The 16872-nt window shown below is 69.7% G+C and carries 6 protein-coding genes; 1 reads left to right on the top strand and 5 read right to left on the bottom strand.

Features of this window, described 5'->3' with window-relative positions; genetic code table 11:
* Window positions 1-5: 5 nt before the first annotated feature.
* From KCH48_RS04630 to KCH48_RS04620, 3 genes are read right to left on the bottom strand one after another with little or no spacing between them, the layout of a single operon-like run.
* The gene (locus tag KCH48_RS04630; protein ID WP_210570632.1) at window positions 6-950 is read right to left on the bottom strand and encodes an NADH-quinone oxidoreductase subunit H; all 945 of its coding nucleotides are present in this window, start codon (window positions 948-950) and stop codon (window positions 6-8) included.
* Window positions 943-2379, bottom strand: a complete 1437-nt coding sequence (locus tag KCH48_RS04625) for a hypothetical protein (protein WP_210570630.1) — start codon at window positions 2377-2379, stop codon at window positions 943-945. The genes KCH48_RS04630 and KCH48_RS04625 overlap by 8 nt, the downstream gene beginning before the upstream one ends.
* The gene (locus KCH48_RS04620) at window positions 2370-2720 is read right to left on the bottom strand and encodes an NADH-quinone oxidoreductase subunit A (RefSeq protein ID WP_246884715.1); all 351 of its coding nucleotides are present in this window, start codon (window positions 2718-2720) and stop codon (window positions 2370-2372) included. The genes KCH48_RS04625 and KCH48_RS04620 overlap by 10 nt, the downstream gene beginning before the upstream one ends.
* A 158-nt stretch (window positions 2721-2878) precedes the next feature.
* On the opposite strand from KCH48_RS04620, the gene KCH48_RS04615 reads away from it, so the two are divergent.
* Entirely contained in the window at window positions 2879-3097 is a 219-nt protein-coding gene (locus KCH48_RS04615; protein WP_210570628.1) for a heavy-metal-associated domain-containing protein, read from the top strand.
* 1087 nt (window positions 3098-4184) lie between these two features.
* On the opposite strand, the gene KCH48_RS43145 is transcribed toward KCH48_RS04615, so the two are convergent.
* Entirely contained in the window at window positions 4185-9482 is a 5298-nt protein-coding gene (locus KCH48_RS43145) for a neuraminidase-like domain-containing protein (RefSeq protein WP_210570627.1), read from the bottom strand.
* A gap of 50 nt (window positions 9483-9532) precedes the next feature.
* Window positions 9533-16813 (bottom strand): SpvB/TcaC N-terminal domain-containing protein, encoded by a 7281-nt coding sequence (locus KCH48_RS04605; protein WP_210570625.1) that lies wholly within the window; start codon window positions 16811-16813, stop codon window positions 9533-9535.
* Window positions 16814-16872 lie beyond the last annotated feature (59 nt).

Raw genomic sequence — 16872 nt, 5'->3', positions numbered from 1 at the left:
CCTCCTCATCGGTTCAGGACGACGACGGCCACGAACAGGGCCTGAAGCAGCGTCAGCGGCACCATCACCATCCACGCGAGCTCCATGTACCGCTCCATCCGCAGCACGGGCAGCAGCCGACGCCCTGCCACCAACAGCGCCAGCACCGCCGCCGTCTTCAGCAGCGTCCACGCCCAGCCCGGCAGGAGCGGGCCGTGCCCGCCGCCGAGGAACAGCGGCACGCTGAAGCCGGCGGTCACCACGAGCAGCATCCACCGGCCACCCAGGAACACCAGCCGGTCCACGCCCGCCAGTTCGGCGGCGGCGCCCCCTGCCGCGTCCTGTGCGAGCGGGTACGCGAACGGCCCCCAGAAGGCCATCGCGAGCGCACTCAGCAGGTAGACGACGAACGCGGCCGGCATCCACACCACGAACCACAGCCCGTCCTGAGCCGCGACCACGTCGCCCACCCGTAGCGACTCGGCTCCCAGGGCAGCGGTGGTGATCGCGAACATGTGCGGTAGTTCGTACGCCAGGCCCTGCGCCAGGAACCGGTACCCACCGATCAGCGACAGCGCCGAGTTCGGCCCCCAGCCCGCCAGCCAGACCGCCGCCCAGGCCAGTGCCTCCATCGCGTTGAACCACACGATGCCGACGGACGGATCGCTCACGGAACGGAAACCCCACGGCAGTACGGCACCCGCGAGCACCGCCGCCACCGGGACCAGCACAACGCCCAGCCGTCCGAGGAGCCGGTCGGCGGCCGTCGTACGGCGCGGCTGCTGGACGAGCAGCCGCAGGGCTTCGCGTAACGGGGCCATCGCGCGGCGCCCGGCCTCTCGGACGCTCCTGGCGGGACCGCTCTCGGCCGCCGCGGACAGCACCGCGTCGAACCCAGCCGTGATCACTGCGGCCATGGCCAGGGCGACAGGGAGGATGGCGGTCGCCCAGAGGGGCGCGGCATCAGCCATGGGCCGCTCCGGACACGGGCACGAGCGCGAGTTCCTCGAGGTCGGGGTCCAGGCTGGCCACGATGATCCGCGCACAGGCGAACTCCGCGCCGGTCAGCAACTCCGGAAGGATGTCGAGCAGCGCCTGCGACGGCGGCTGCGGTCCGTCCAGGCGTCCGCGCGGGCCGGTGAGATCGTCCGGCGTCAATGGCTGTTCGTCGTCGAGTACTTCGAGGCCGCGCTCGACCTCGTCCAGCCAGATCCGCAGTCGGTCGTATGCGTCCCCGTCCGCAGTGAGGGCCGGTCCGGTCACTCCTGCCTCGCCCGCTCTGGCGGACGACAACTCCCCCAGCCCGGCGATCGACCAACGCAGGGTGCGTGAGCGCCGCACTCTGCGCAGTACCCCGCGCAGGTCGCCGCCGATCCCTTCGCGCGGCGCCCCCGACAGCAGTTCGTCCCGCAGCCGACGGCACCGCGCGGCGACGTCGTCCCAGCCGACGACAGCGAGGAGCCGCGCCACACTGTCCAAATGCGCGGCGCAGCGCCGACGCACCGCACTTCCGCTGGTGACTTCCTCCCCCTGCGCCGCCCGCAGCCATGGCTCGTCCCAGAAGGGCAGTCGATGGCCGGGCGGTACGGGGAGGTGGTCGACCTCTACGTCCTGTACGACGTCTCCTTGCAGAGTAAGTCGGAGAACGAGCCCTGTCGGCCAGTCGGTCAGGCCGGGGCCGATCGGTACGTGAAGCTGATCGAGTCTCAGCTCGTCACGGTCGTCGGCCCGTTCGGCCATGGGCAGGCCCGCTACGTCCCCCATGGCATGCATGTCGTGGCCCATGTGATCCATATGGCCGGAATGGCCTTCGTGCTCGGTGTGGTCCATGTGCGGGGCACGGTGGTCGTCGGGGTGGTGGTTCTCGTGGCCCTCATGGCCGGAGTGAGCCGCATGGTCGCCATGTCCGTGGTCCATGGAGCGGTGCGGATGACCTTGATCGTCGGGTGCGGGAGGCGGCGAGTTGCCGTGGTGCGCGCCGTGGCCCTGATCATCACCGTGCCCTTGATGCTCCCCTTGCGCACGCCCGCCAGACTCACCCGCCGCAGCCTCCTGCTCGTCGTCCCCTTCGGTCTCGCGCGGAGTAACCGCCCTGTCCGTCAGATCCCTCCGCGCCATTTCGAGCGCGTGCGCGGCGTGCCCGGTCTCCTCGACCACGATGCGCACGGCCGGGTCCGGCATCGACCGCTCGATGTCGTCCAGCCACTCCGCGTCCCACGGCTCCGAGGCGCCGCAGACGACCAACAGGTCGGCGGCGGCCGGGGCGCCCGCCATCGCCCACCCCTGCCGGCGTACCTCTGCCTCCACCTCCAGCCGGATGTCCGTCGCTCCGGGCAGCGCGACCGCCAGGACCGCCGGGCGCCGCATCGCCGTACGCCGCAGAAGACTTCTCAGGTCCACCGCAGGGCCCCCTCACGCCAGGCGTAGGCCACCGCCGCGAAGAGGATCCCCAGGAAAAGGAACATCTCGACGACGGCCGTGGTGCCCACTTCGGAGACGACCTTCACCCACGGGTACATGAAGAGCATCTCCATGTCGAAGGCCAGGAAGATCATGGTGACCGCGTACCAGCGCACATGGAACCGGGAAACGGCGTGCTCGCCCGGCTTGAGACCTCCGGCGAAAGGGCCCGTCTCCAGGGGAGTCCGCGCTGCCGCCAGCCACAGGCCCAATCCGTAGAGGATCGCCAGCCCGGCCCCGACCACACCGAGAAGGACCAGCATCGGCTGCCATGCGTCCATCCCGCCCGACCTCCGTTCTCGGCGTCATACGGCTTATGGTGAAGCGCCACACCACTAAGGACGTTAGTGGTTGGGATGCCTCCGGAACCACTCCCACCCCGGGGCGAGCTTACCCCCTAGGGGTATCATGGGCACTCCTCTTCGGAAGGAGCAAGAACATGGTTCAGAAGGTGTACGACGTCAAAGGCATGACGTGCGACCACTGTGTCCAGGCCGTCAGCTCCGAACTCGGCGGCCTCCCCGGAGTCGAGGACGTCCAGGTGGATCTGCCGTCGGGTCAGGTCACGGTGACCAGCGAACAGCAGCTGGATTCCGCCGCCGTCGCCGCAGCGGTCGACGAGGCCGGCTACGAGCTCGTCGGCGGCGGGAGCCAGTGAACCGGCGGGCAGAGCTGCTGCGCCGGGCAATCGGTCGCCCTGTCGTCAGGCTCACGGCCGCGGCGCTTCTCCAGGCCGCGGCCTCCCGCCTCACGGATCCCGGAGCCGCCCCGGCGCGAAAGCCCTGCGCGTGCGGCGGCGCCGCCGGCACGGTTCGCTGAGCTGGTCCGGTCACCACGACGAGGGCTGCTCTGCTCCCCACGGGATGTGAGCAAGCGGATCTGCGAGACGGGTGACACCCTTCAAGGGGGCGCTGGGTCAGGTCCGGCAGCAGCCGCAGAAGCCGGGCGGTGAGAACTGCCCATTCGACGTGGCTCTCGAGTGGTGACCTGACCACCGGCGAGACCCGCAAGGTCCTTGTCGGGCGGGCTTCATCGTCTGGACGGGATGTTCAGCCCCGACGGCTGCACCCTCGCCACCGGCAGCGGCGACGGCGACACACGCCTGTGGAGCATCGCCCTTCTCCAGTTCGCAGGAAGCGATCGACGCGATCTGCCGGGCCCTCCGCCGGAACCTGACTCCGGTAGGGCGTTCGCTGTACCTGGAGGACGAGAAGTACCACCCCGTGTGCCCGGCCGAGCCTGCCAGGTGGCCGACACCCCGTTCCGCTGCTGTGCACCCGAATTTGATGTGAACTCCGGGGCCAGTGCGCTGCGAGCCGCTGCCGTCCGACAGGGCATCCTCGACCTGCGCCTTTTGGGCGATCGGCCGCGGGAAGTCAACGACGACGGCACAACAGCTGCCTTCTTGGAGGCTGTCGGGACAGAGGAACGCTGGGATGCCGGACTGGAGTTCATCCGCGGTATCCGGATACCGCCGTTGAACTCCAACCACCTCCTGCACACCCTGTGCGAGTTGGAGTCGTTCCACAACGGGCATCGGCCGCACCGGGCCCGGGATCAAGTGGGCGGCACCCTCCACGAGCACCACCATGCTGCGCGAGCAGGACGGATGCTGATTCGGCACGTACAACCCGCAGCCCGGACCAGCTCGACCGTCCGGGCCCGCGTCACCACATTTCGCGGGGCCTTGCGCACCCGACCACCCCGCCACCACGACCTGTACCCACGGGAAGCGGAATCCAGCACTAGCGCGCCCAGGCAGGGCCCTGCCCGGTCCAGCTCAGGACGAGCAGGATGTCGTCGAGCGCGCCGGAATCGAACAGGGCACTGGCTTCGCTGCCGAAGCTGAGCTGCCAGTCCCCCGCTGGGCTGGTACCGAGGAACGACGTCCAGGCCGTGGCGTTGCCACGCCGGGTGCTTGCCATGCCGTTGGTTGCCGTGGCCGTGCCCCCGGCAGCACCATGCCGCAGCGAGATCGTGGTCTCGGGGACCGTGGCGTCGCTCGACAGGCGAACGGCGACGGCGGCGGCGGCGAGGTCGTCGATCCCGACCGGAAAGTCGACGTCGCGCAGCGCGAGCGTCGCCGACCTGGCCGCTGGGTCAGCCGGGTTGTTGAGGTCGTACCACTGGTCGGGGAAGTCGCGGGCCAGGCTGAACACGCAGTCGGCGCCCCGGTCCCGGTTGGCGTTGAGCCTGGTGACCACCTGGTCGCGGTAGGTGTCGTCGTACGCGGCGGTGTAGTCGACTGTGACCAGCAGGTCGACGATGCTGGAGAAATCGAGCGGGTTGGCAGCGGGCGGCAACCGGAACTCCCAGCTGGTGTCCACACCGCTGCCCTCGAACGGCAGCAGCATGTCCGACTGGGCGTCGAGCTCGAACACCCCGCTGGCGTTGACCGGCGACGTCAGGGCGACGATGCCGGGGTCGCTGCGTACCACGACATCCTGGAAGGTGCCGTCGCCTCCGGTGGTCACCCGGGAGATCCCGTTGGAGTACAGCGTGGCCCGGATTCCGCGGTCGGGCGGGACGAGGGCCACCAGGCTCGCCCGCACCTGTCGGATCAGCCGCAGATAGTGCCCCGGGAAGTCGGCGTCGAACAGCGACGTGGGCGTGGTGAACGCGAGCGTTCCGGTGCGCCGGAACTCCTGGAACTCCACCGGCATGAGCCGGGCCAGCGAGAGCGTCTGTGTCAGGTTCAACCGCCGCCGGGCCGAGGTGAAGGCGTACTCGTCGAGGCGAGTGAGGTCCTCGCTGAGCTGTTCGGCGCCGGTCAGGCCCTGGCGGCTGGGTCCCGCGTTGGTGGTGAGTTCGGCGGGCGACTGCGTGTAGTCCTGACGGATCAGGACCCGGGCCGGCTCCGCCCGTTCGAACGCCAGCTGGGCCTGCGCCTGCCGGGCGGTCGCGGTGGCCTGCTGCAGGAAGTACCGGTACACCCCGCCCAGCGTGTTGCTCATCCACAGGTACAGGTCGGCGTTGGTGAATTGTCCGTTGAGGAACGTCAGGGTGCCCATCGCCTGGTCGTGCTGCAGCGCCGCGACGGCCTGTTCCCCCAGGGCGATCGCGACCTGGTCCTTGGCCACGGTGATCTGTGCCCCGGCGATCTGCACGTCCTGCTGGGCGGCAACCACCTGGCGCCGCCACTCGTCCTTGCGCTGTTCGACGCCGGCCCGCAACTGGTTGGCCTGCATCTGCGCTTCGAGGTCGTTCTGCTGGTGCTGGAAGACGGCCTTGGTCACGGTGGCCGCGGAGATCCCAGCAGCCAGCCCCACCTTCAGCCCGAAGGAGGAAACCGTTTCCCACATGCTGGCCGTTTGAGAAGCCGCCTGCAGGACACCGATCGCCGCATCGGTCTCCGAGATGCGGTCTCTGAGGTCGCGCATGTCGGCATAGCTGTCCAGCAGGTCCTGCTCGTACTGGTTCGCAGGCGCCTCGATGGCGGCGGTGTAAGTGGTGACCAGCGTGTCGGCCTTCGTCTTCTGGGCCTCCGCCGCCGTGGCGGCGTCCTTGGCCTCGCCGACCCGGCTCGCCGCCACCGTGGCCTGCGCCGCGCTGAGGTCGACCGCCTTGAGCGCGTCGTAGAGGCGCAGGTTGCGCTCGTCGTACTTCTCCAGGGCCGCGAGGTAGCCGGCCTCCATCTGGGCGGCCTGCGCGGTGAGTTGCTTGGCCCGCTCCAGCAGGACCTTGAAGCGGTACGGGGTCGGCTGGCTGACCGTGGCGGCCGCGAGCCCTTGCGCCCGCGGCATGCCCGCGATGTTGCGGCCCTGGCGCAGCTTGGCCAGTTGCATGTCCACCCGGGTGCGCAGGATGACCAGTTCCGGGATCGGCAGGGCCGGCTCCCCGATGTTCGTCGGCTTCTGCGGCACCAGAGCCGGGGAGTCGAGCAGCCTGCGTGCGGTGACGTACAGGGTGCGGGCATGCGCGACCGACTCGTCGGTCTCCCGGGCGAACTCGGCGTCCGCGTAGTCGAGATGGCACCTGATGATCGACAGCAGGGTGTATCGGGTGTAAGGCTTCGGACGCTTGGCCGACGCCGAGCCCACCAGCGTGAACGGGTCGAGACCGGCCGTCCAGCCCGGCGGGAAGGTCAGGTCGGGACTGGAGATCGTCTCGCTGTTGATCCGGCTGTAGATGGACTTCGGGCTGACGCGGTCGTACGGATAGACGGTCCAGTACCAGTCGAGCGCGGCCCGGTAGTCCCCGGCCGTCTGCAGGCGCTGGGCCAGCAGCATCGGCACCACCCAGTAGACCTCACGCCGGACCGGCTCCTCCGGGCGGTTCGGATCGTCCGCGAGCTTGGTCTGGTGGTCGAGAGTGCGCTGCGGATCGAGATAGGTGTACGCGGCGGGGAACCTGACATTCTTCGCCACCAGATAATCGGCCGCCAGCTTGACAGCGGTCCCGGCGGTGAACGTGGCCCCCGGCGCGCTGATCTGGGCGAAGAGGATGTCGAGGGGTAGTTGTGACGATCCTGACGTCATGGTCTTGGTGCTCGGGACCAGCAGGGTGGGGTCTAGGTGCCGCTCGGGGAACAGGAAGGCCGTGGTGGCCGCCTGCCAGCTTCCCTGTTCGCCCAGCCACGCCCAGGCGGCGGCGAAGGTGTCGACGCCGTTCTTGAGCGCCCAGCCCGCCGCCGGGTGGCCCGCGTCGAGTTCGCCCGACCGTTTCGCCGACAGCAGCGACTGCACGCTTTCGACGGCCTGCCTGATGCGGGTGGTGCGCAGTGTCCCGCCCGCGAGCATGTCGACGAAGTACCGCGCGGACAACGCCTCGCCCACGCTGCCGATGGCGGTGCCGGTGGCCAGGTCGGTGAGCAACGCGTCGCGCAGGACGGGCAGAGCGGCCTGTTCGGTCGCCGCCACGGCCTGCGCGTTGGCGTCGATGAGGTCCTGGCGCTGCGCGATCCTGGCCCGCAGCACACTCTGCCATTCTGCGCGGGCATCCCCCTCTGACCGGTACGGACTGGGCGTGGGCCCGGTGCCGCCACGGACGAAGAAGTCCGGCGAGAGTACAAAGCCCGACTCGGCCGCCCGCCAGGAGGGGTACAGGTTCCGCCTCTTGTGCGCAGCGGTGAGTACGGCGAGCCCGTCGTCCCACTCGGCGGTGGTGACGGTCCCGGTGCCTGCCAGGGCGCTCAGCTTCCTGAGGTGGACGAAGTCGGCGCGCGTCAGGCCCTGCGCGGTCAGGGTGCCGTTGATGTCGATGCCTTGTGCGTCCTTGGCCGCGAGAGCCGCGAGATCGAGGCCGGGCTGCGCCAGCGCGAGCATCGCCCCCAGCCCGGCCGCCGGGGTCTTGCCCGGCCTGAGGGCCGACAGGGTGCCCGTGAACGTGGCCAGTGCCTGAGCCCGGTCCGTCAGCAGCTTGCGGACGGGATCGCCGACCGGGCCGCTGATCACGTCGGTGGCGTTGATCACGTCAGGGTCGGCGAGCACTCCGAAGGCCCTTGGCGCGTTGGGGTGTTGGTCCTGCGCGGCCCAGGCCAGTGACTGGGCGGACAGTCGCCAGCTGAGCAGGAGCGGCACGGCGGGGGCGCGCAGCGGGTCGGAAGCGGTGGTCGACGGCAGGCCGAACAGTGTCTCCAGCGCCGTCTCGGTGAGGGCGGGGCTGTCGATGAGCAGCTGGTCCAGCTCGTCGGGCGCGGTTGCCGACAGCCTGATGCCGAGCCGGGCGGCGAGCGCCTGGCGGGTCACGGTGTCGGTGCCCCGCGCCAGCCGCAGTTCCGCATAGGACGTTCCGGCGGTTGCGAGCAGCGAAGCGTAGGACGTGGTGCGGTACTGCAGTTCCAGGTTGCCGCCTGGGCCGGTGGGGGTGTTCGTGGCCGCGATGCGGGCTCTCAGGAGCTCCACCGGTATCCGCAGCTGGTTGACTTCGCGGGTGCCTCGGTCGGCCGCTGCCGACAGCGGCTGGCTGAGCCGGTCGACCGGCTGCCCGAGTGCGGCGGCCAGGGTCGCGGTGTCCAGCGGAGCGGCGGGCGGGCCGGGCACGTTGACCTGCTCGTGCGCGAAGGACAACAGCGCGGCGAGATATTCGCGTTCGTCGAGCCGTTCTTCCAGCGTCGTGGGCACGTACGAGCTGATCACCGTGACCTGGATGTCCTTGGCCGCCGTGGTGCCCGCGTTGTCGGTCGCCCACAGGTGGACGGTGTGCGCGCCGAACCCGGACAGAGGTACATCCGCCGTCCAGTTGCTGAAGTCATTCCCGGACACCGGCTTCGCCGCCGTCCTGGTGCCGGTGGCGGACAGCGCCCATTCCACCTTGGCGCTGCCGCCGACCATGCCGCTCTGTGCGTCGGGCGCCGTCCCTTGCAGGGATGCCGTCGCGGCACCGTTGGCGTCGCCGACGACTGTCGTGGTGGCCGCGACCTGCAACCTGGGCGGCGCCGCGTCCCGGCCGGTGAGTGAGCGGGTCTGCGTCGCGGTGAGGCCGTCGGGATCACTACAGGTGACGGTGATGGACCGTGCCCCGAGCGGCATAGGCACCAGGCTCACCAGCACCTGGTACGAGGAGCCGCCGGTGAAAGGCGCGGACGTCGTCGTACCGTCCCGTGTGATGGCGATCGTGAGCGGCAGGCGCTGGGCACGCGTGATGTTCAGTTGGACAGCGACCTGTGCGCCCCCCTCCTTCAGGTCGACCGTGCTGCCGCCGGCAGGGGTCACCCAGGTGAACGCCGGCGGTAACGCCGTCTGCACCTGGACGGTCTGGGAGCTGCTGAGCGCGATGGAATTCGCCGACCACAGGTCGGGGTACTGCTCGGGATACGGGATGTAGAAAGAAATCGCACGGTAATTGGCGGTCACCGTGACCGAGATCTGCGTGCCCGGCGCGACGGATGTCGGCAGCGGCACCTGGGCCGTCCATGCCCCGCCCGCACTGCTCGCCTGCACCGCGGGCAGCCCGGCGACGGACACCATCACGGTGTTGAGAATGTCGTACGGGTCGTGGTCACCACTCTGCGCGACGAGGCCGTTCACCTGGGCGGTCACGGTGACCGTGCGACCCACCACCGCATTCGCGGTTGGTGAATTGATCTGTACGGTAACGCTCACGGAATTCTCCCCCTGTTGCCTGTAGCCGTCTCACCGTTTAGTTGAATGCTTCACCTGACCCGGTCCCGCGGCGAACCCGGATTCGTTTTTTGACGGGACCCGGATGGCGATTCGGGTTTGACTGCCGGGTTATCGCCAGATCCCTTCGCGGGCGCCGGCGGCGGGTCGGCGGGCAGGAAGTAGGGAAGGGTGCTGTAGCGCCACGTCATCGGCGTGACTTCGGCATCCGTACTGAATGCGGTTCCCTTCCGATGTTCCCACTTGTCGATGCCCAGGTACCAGATTCCCACTTCCGCCGACACGCGAAGTCGACCATGCGCAATCCCCTTGGCCACGTCATCGACGCCCCACGGGCGAATCTCCATCTTATTCATGTACTTGGTGGGAGACAGAGACGGATAGGATGCCGTCTCGAAGAAACCAGCCTTCCCCAGCGCTTTTGTTTCCTGCGACTTGAGGAAAGAATCAGCGAAGGTCGCCTTGCACCCATAGAAGGCGGCAAATGAATCACCCCATTTCCAGTTGTAATCGATTGCCTTCCATCCGTCGAGTGTCATCTGCTTCTTTTCCAGTGCGAATTTGCCACTGGTGAGATCGTCCCCAACAGGCCCATCGGCGCCCGCATGACCCCAGACGGAGAATTCAACCGTCTCGCCACGTCTTTCCTTCTTCGCAGTGGCGACGACACCGGCGACTTTCTCTCCCATCTTGCCCAGGTCGTGGACAGTCAGGGTGTAGATCGCATCGGTGTTCGAATCATATGAAGCCGATGATTCAATTTCATGCTTTCTGGTCGCTACGGCTGCCTTGTCTATGTCCCGACCGGATGTGTCCACCAGGATATGGACGTCCAAACCGTCAAGATCGACAGCCACCAGCGGGGAATTTGCGCAATAGCTGTATACGTGTACCGCTCGGCCATTCCCCGAAGCGAACGCATCACGGCTGAGGATCAGTGGGTCAGGAGTCGACCAGCGCGCCAGCCACGGCGCGTAATACCGGGCGTGGTGGTATGCGAGTCCGCTTTCCTCGTCGCGTTCCCGGCCGGTGAATCGGTACCGCTTGCGGGTGTAGCTGCCGAAGCTGGTTTCGCCGTACGGGGTGTACTCCTCACGGTTGACGAGTGCGCCGGCGCCGTCGACGACGGTGGTGCCGCTGCCGAGGTGGTCGGCGAGGTGGACGGCGGCGGTTGGGCCGCGGTCGTCGGGGTGAGCCGCGCCGACCCGGATGAGAGCGACTCGTTGGCGGTCGTCCATGACGTGGACGTGGTTGTTCGTGCCGGGTCGCGGTCCGGTCCAGCGATGGTGCTCGAAGGCGTCGTCGAGGTAGTGGGTCACCTCGACGGCGCCGCCCTGCCGGCGGACGAGTTTCTTCACGCGCAGCCCGGTGGCGTCGTAAAGGTAGTGGGCATGCACGGAGGGCTCAGCGGCGGCTGTCCGCGTTGCGAAAGTGACGAGCTGGTCCGAGTGGTTCCAGGCGAAGTGCCGGCTCGTTGTCTCGGCGGTCAGGTTGCCGTTCGGGTCGTAGGTGTAGTCGTACGGCGACGTGCCGACGGTCATCCGGTGCAGCCTGTTGCTGTCGGCCGGAACGGTGAAGTCGCGGGTGAAGCCTCCAGTACCCGCGTGGGCGAGTCGCAGGATGCTGCCGACAGGGTCGTAGCGGTAGGTCTCGGTGTAGGGCTGGGCTTTGGTGGCGTCGGTGCCGCGGGGCAGATCGATCCACGCGTCCCCGGTCGGCGGCGCCTGGTGTTCGCGGCCGGTCGCGGTCAGTAGCCGGTAGGTCGGGTCATAGGTGAAGTGACGGTCGAGCGCGTCGCCGCTGCCGAGCAGAGCGCGTAGCCGGGCGTCGTCAGTAGTGAGCGCCTCGGGGTTGTTGGGGATGCCGCTGCCGGGTGTGCGGTCGCGCAGGGTGATGAGGTTGCCGGCCAGGTCGTAGTCGTAGCCGTGGTCCTGCAGAGCGGGTCCCGCCGGCCGGTATGTCGTCGCATCGACCTGGCTGTAGTGCTCGCTGCGCAGCCGGACCAGGCGGAGCGTGTGCGGGTCGTAGGCATAGCGGGTCATCACGCCGTTGCCGTAGGCGATCAGCGATCGTTGCCCCTTGGCGTCGTAGGCGATGCGCTTGACGTGCACGGTGCCGTCGAGCTGCACCTGCTCCAGCGCGCCCGCGCGGTTGTACGTGTGGTAGAGCACGTGCCGCTTGCCCTCCACGTCGGTGGGCAAGAAGCGCCTCTTGACACGGTTCAGGGCGTCGTACTGGGCGGACGTGGCGTAGGCGACCGGCTCCAGCAGTTGCGCGTCGCGCTGGGCCTGGGTCTGGCCGGGGCCGGGCGTCCAGTCGACCCGGAACGGCTGCACCTGCCAGCCGGCGGTGGCCGCCCGGTCGTAGGTGGCCAGGACGGGCGCGTCGGCGATCACCGTGCGGGTGCTCTGCACCGCGTTGCCCTTGAAGTCGACAGAGACGGTGGCGACGTACCCGGCTTCGTCCCAGTGGTGGACCGCCCGGCCGAGCAGGTTGCGGATGCGGGCGCCGTCCCGTTCGACGGGGCGCTGGGCGGGCGTGCCGGCGTCGCCGTAGTCGATGCGTTGCCGCAGGGTGACCGGGCCGGCGGCGTCGTCCCTGGCCCAGACTCGCGTCGGCCGGTGCAGCAGGTCGAACGCGCCCAGGATGAGCGCGCCCTTGCTGTCGCGGCTCTCGACGACGCTCCCCAGGGCATCGGGGACAGTGTCGCGGCGGCCGGCGTCGATACTGTCTGTCCGCCAACGACGCCTGGCCAGGTCGAAGGAGTACCGGAACGCCTCGCGGCCCAGCGCGTCGGTGATCGCCACCAGGTTGCCCTGGATGTCGTACGCCGAGCAGGTGATGAACCAGTCGGCCGGCACGTGGCCGTTGCGTTCGACCGCGGTGACCGCGCGGCCGAGCGCGTCGATCTCGACGCCGGACGGGGTGTTCCAGTGGCTCGCGTACGGCTGTGCCTGCGCGGGGTGGGTGCGGCCGACGTTGTCGTTCGCGTCGTAGGTGCAGGACTCCCACGGCGTTGGCAGATAGTGGTCCGGATCCGCCAGGTCGGCCGGGATACCGAAGACGACACGCTGCTCGCTGCCGTCCGGGTTCACCGTGCGCTCGACCCGCCCGCGCGGGTCGTAGAACATGATCACTTTCTGCCCGAGCTGAGCGTCGAGCGGCGGCGCGTAGTCGTACCCCGCGGAGAAGAACGGCTCGTACTTCTGCACCGCCCGGCCCTTGTTGTCGTACACCTGCCAGCCGGACACGACCACGTTGTCCGGGCTGTCCGGCGCCCTGGTCCGGCCCGTCGAGTCACCCACGGGCGTGAGGTCGCCGGCCGGGATGGCGTTGCCGCCGAATGCCGGATCGCCGAAGAGTGTCTCCTCGGCCTGCGACCGGGTCTGCAGCACCCGGCCGAAGCCGTCGGAGTACGCCACCGAGACGATCACCTCGTCCCGCTGTCCGGCTGCGACATCGGGTTCGGTGTCGTGGTGCACCCGGCGGATGCTGCGCACTGAGGCCGGCCTGCCGCGCCCGGCGAACGCGTGCAGGTCGTAGACCGTGCGCACACCGGGCGCGGCGCGGTCGCCCTCACCGTTCTTGCCGCGCACGTACTGGGCGGTGACCAGCCCTGCCGGGGAGAACGTCACCGAGGTGGAGTTGCCGTTGGCGTCGGTCACCTCGCGCGGGAACAGAACCCGGTAGTCGTTGACCGCCGAGACCGCCAGGCCCACGGCGTCAACCGTGCGGACCGCCAGCAGGTCGTGCTCGTCGTAGTCGATCGTGCTCTGCGCGCCGACCGGATCGAGGGTGGCGACCGGCATGCCGCGCGGCACCCGGCCCGGGACATGGACGTCGTAGCGGTACCGGCCGGACACCACGTAAAAACCGCCCGGCGATCCGGGCACGTCGCCGACGGCATAGCGCCGGTACCCGGCCAGGGCCGGTAGCGCGGCACGGAACTCGGCCGGATATTCCGCCGGCCACCCGCTCACCGGCCCGGGGCCCAGGACTACCGGCCGTGGCCCGACCGCGAGCGGGTCGCCGGCCCGGTACAGGTCGTCGAGGAATGCGTCGGTGAACGCGAGGGACTCGGTGCGCACCGGCAGGCCGTACTCACCCAGCACGCCGAGGGCCAGCCCGACGAACGCCTCACCGTCGAAGTACGTACGGGTATGTCCAGTCATCCGCAGCGACAGTCCCGTCCCTGTCACCGGGCCGGCCAGAACCGCGTCCCGCAGGGCGGGCACCGGCAGGCCGCCGTCGTTGATGACCTCGTAGCTCGATGTCCTGGCGACCCGGTCGACGAGATAGTGGTCGGCGTCGTCGCGGCGGGCGTACTCCGTGGTCGCATATGTGGCCAGGTAGGGCTCGGGCACCGTGGCCGGCGCGGCGCCCGCCAGCGGGTCGCGGCCGCGCGGCACGGCGATGGAGACCTCCCCGGTCGCAAACCCGTACGCGTCGTGTCCGGCGGGGAAGGTGAACTGGGTCATGGGCTCGGGGCCGCGCTCCCACTGGGTCGTGCGCCCGCCGAGCGAGAACGGGAAGAAGACGCGTTCCCGGTCGGGCCCGCCGCCCGCGGCCTCCTCCCGCACGCCCGACAGCGTCTCCGTCACGGTGTAGGGCCGGTCGGACAGCGCGCTGCCGTCCACCGCGTATACCTCGGTGCGCAGGGCCTGCCCGCGCAGGGTGCGCAGTGCCGAGCGGCGGGCGCGGCGCTCCAGCCCGGCCAGGAACGCGACCTGCCCGGCGGGCCTGGACAGCATGGGTGCGTCGCCTTGCCAGTACTCGTGGCTGAGGTCGAGTTCGGTCCAGTCCCCGGCCTCGTCGGCGGCGACCGGACCGGAGTGGAACCAGGTTCTGGTGAGCACGGGCGGCGCGTAGTGGCCCTCCGGCACGCCTGCGCCGACCGCCCCGGCGAACGACTCCGTGTCGAGGTGCTCGACCAGCGCGAACCCGCGGAACTCACGCTCGATGCCGTCCCAGTAGCCGTGGCGGTAGCGGTATTCGGTGGCCAGCGTGCCGCCCGAGATCCGGTCGGCGACCTCGACCTTCGTCACCACGTGTACGGGGAAAGGCAGCGTGGTGCGCCATCGGGTGGCCGGATCGGCGGCGTCGCGCAGGTACTCCTGCGTCGACGGCGTGTACGTCACCCGGGTGACGGCGCCGAGTCGGTTGTCCATCATCGTGAGCAGATGCGGCTTGACTCCGCCGGTGAAGTCGAGGAATCGCGCCTGGGGCCCGCCTAAGACGCCCGCCGCCCGGCTCAGCAACAGCCCGGCCATCCCGGTGCCGTACAGGTCGGACAGTTCGAGTCCGTCGATGTCGGCCACCGCCGGGGTGCCGCGGATGACGACCGGCGCTTCGCTCCAGCCGTTGCCGGACTGATTGCCCCACAGCAACACCCGCCCGTTGTCGACGTACAGCAGGTCGGCGGCGCCGTCGCCGTCGACGTCGCCCAGCAGCACACGGCGCGGGTCGTACCCGTCGGGCAGGCGCGGCGCGTGGCGCATGGATACCTGCGCCCCCCAGCTGTTGTGCCCCAGGTTCGGCCAGTAGGACACGTTCCCGTTGCGCAGCAGCACGATGTCCTGCAGACCGTCGCCGGTCATGTCGGCCAGCCGCACGTGCGGATCGGCGAGGTCGACCTGCGGACCACTGCCGTTGCTCACCGCGGTCCGCCGCCACGCCAGGCGGGGATCGCGGTCGTTGAACCACGCTTGCAGCCGAGTGCCCGACCGCAACACGTCGGTCAGCCCGTCGCCGTCGAGGTCGACCAGCTTCACCTTCGGGTCTGCGAGGCTCACGCTCGGGGACTGCGGGTAGGCCGTGAAGGCGCGGCGGCTCCACCCGCCCGCGAAGGCCATCGGGAAGTAGCCCGCTGCGGGGCCGGTGTCCCTTCCTGTCCTGCCCATCGACGGCACGGCCAGGTCGGGCCGCCCGTCGCCGTCGGCGTCCAGGAATCGCACGCCCGCCTCGCCGAGCGAGAACGGGGGCGCCTCGGCCATCGAGCGCGGTAGTTGGAACCGTCCGCCGCCCATATTGCGCCACACTCGCGCGGCCGCGCCGAGTTCCACGATGTCGGGCAGGCCGGCGCCGTGCAGGTCCACCAAGGCGAGCGTCGGGCTGTTCAACGCGGTGGCCGGGAAGCCGGGGCCGGTCACTGGGGAGAATCTGCGCCCGCCCGGGTCAAAGGCCGAGTACCCGAACACCAACGGCGGCAGCGGTTCTTCTGCAGGAGCTGTGACGGCCGTCGCTGACCGCGGAGCGGATCCGGGAACGCCGCTGCCACCGGGTCCGTCGCCAGGCCCCGGGACATCTGCCGGTTCCGCCGGCCCGTCACTCCGGCTGCCGCCCGAGGCCGTGACCGACTCGTCGACGCCGACCGCGGTCACGCTCGCGAGCAGCGACACCCCGTTGAACGCGGCTTGCTCGTACGCGAGCCGGTACTCACGCGCCGTCCGCGGCACTCCGTCCGCGGCATGTGTCGTCACCCGGATCGTTTCGCAGCGCAACGACGTTCTCACCTCGAATCCCGCCCGGTAGTCGGAGAACGGGTCAGGGCGCGACGTGTACGCGAAGTCGACGGTGACCAGGAACACTGGCTCGGCCTGGTCGCCATAGTCGGCATAGGCAACCCGCGCGAGCAGCGGCTGGACCCCGAGCCGTCCCTGCCCAGTGCCCGCGTCTGGACGGTAGGTGTACCTGACCAGGTTGCCGGGCGCGTCGACGGTCTCGGTCACCCGCCAGCCGAACACCCGGCTCGCATCCCCCGGGTCGGCGATCACCGCGGGGTCTTTCCAGGTTTCCGGCGCTTCCGCGGGGCGCGGCGTCCCGTAACTGGTGAGCGAGCCGTCCTTGCTCCGGACCTCCCAGTAGTCCCCCGTCGCGTCCCTGACGTGCTCGATCCGGGCGAACAGTCCCTCGGTACGAGGCCGGTACCGCACCCGGCCCGGGTAGCTGCCTGCGACCGGCACCAGATCCTCGGCGCCCGCCATCACGAACACGTCTGCCGGTTCGTCACCCTCGCCGTGGGCGTCGACATACCTCGGAACCCCGTGCGACGTCTTCCGCGACACCCCGGGCAGGCTCAACCGCCAGCCGAGGCCGAACGGTCCGTTACCGCCGCCGGTGCTGTACTCGAGGGACAGCGTGGGTGTCGCTCCCTGGCGCCCTGCGGGCACCGTCAACGGCACTGACATGTTCCCCGTCCCCGTGAACAGGTCGGGGGTGAACTTCTCCCCCAGGCCGCTCACCGCGCCGCCTCCTTGCGGCAAGGAGATCACCGAGCCCGCTGCCGTCGCGTCCGTCGTACCGCCAGAGGTCATGCTTGCCGCCCTCCTGGAGTTGTCGGCATCATCACGGCGGTCATGGGCGCTGTCTCGGC

This window comes from Streptomyces sp. GESEQ-4 (genome assembly GCF_017948455.1).
Lineage (GTDB): Bacteria > Actinomycetota > Actinomycetes > Streptomycetales > Streptomycetaceae > Streptomyces.
The sequence above is the reverse complement of the archived record's forward strand: the minus strand, read 5'-3'. Positions and strand labels throughout refer to the sequence as shown.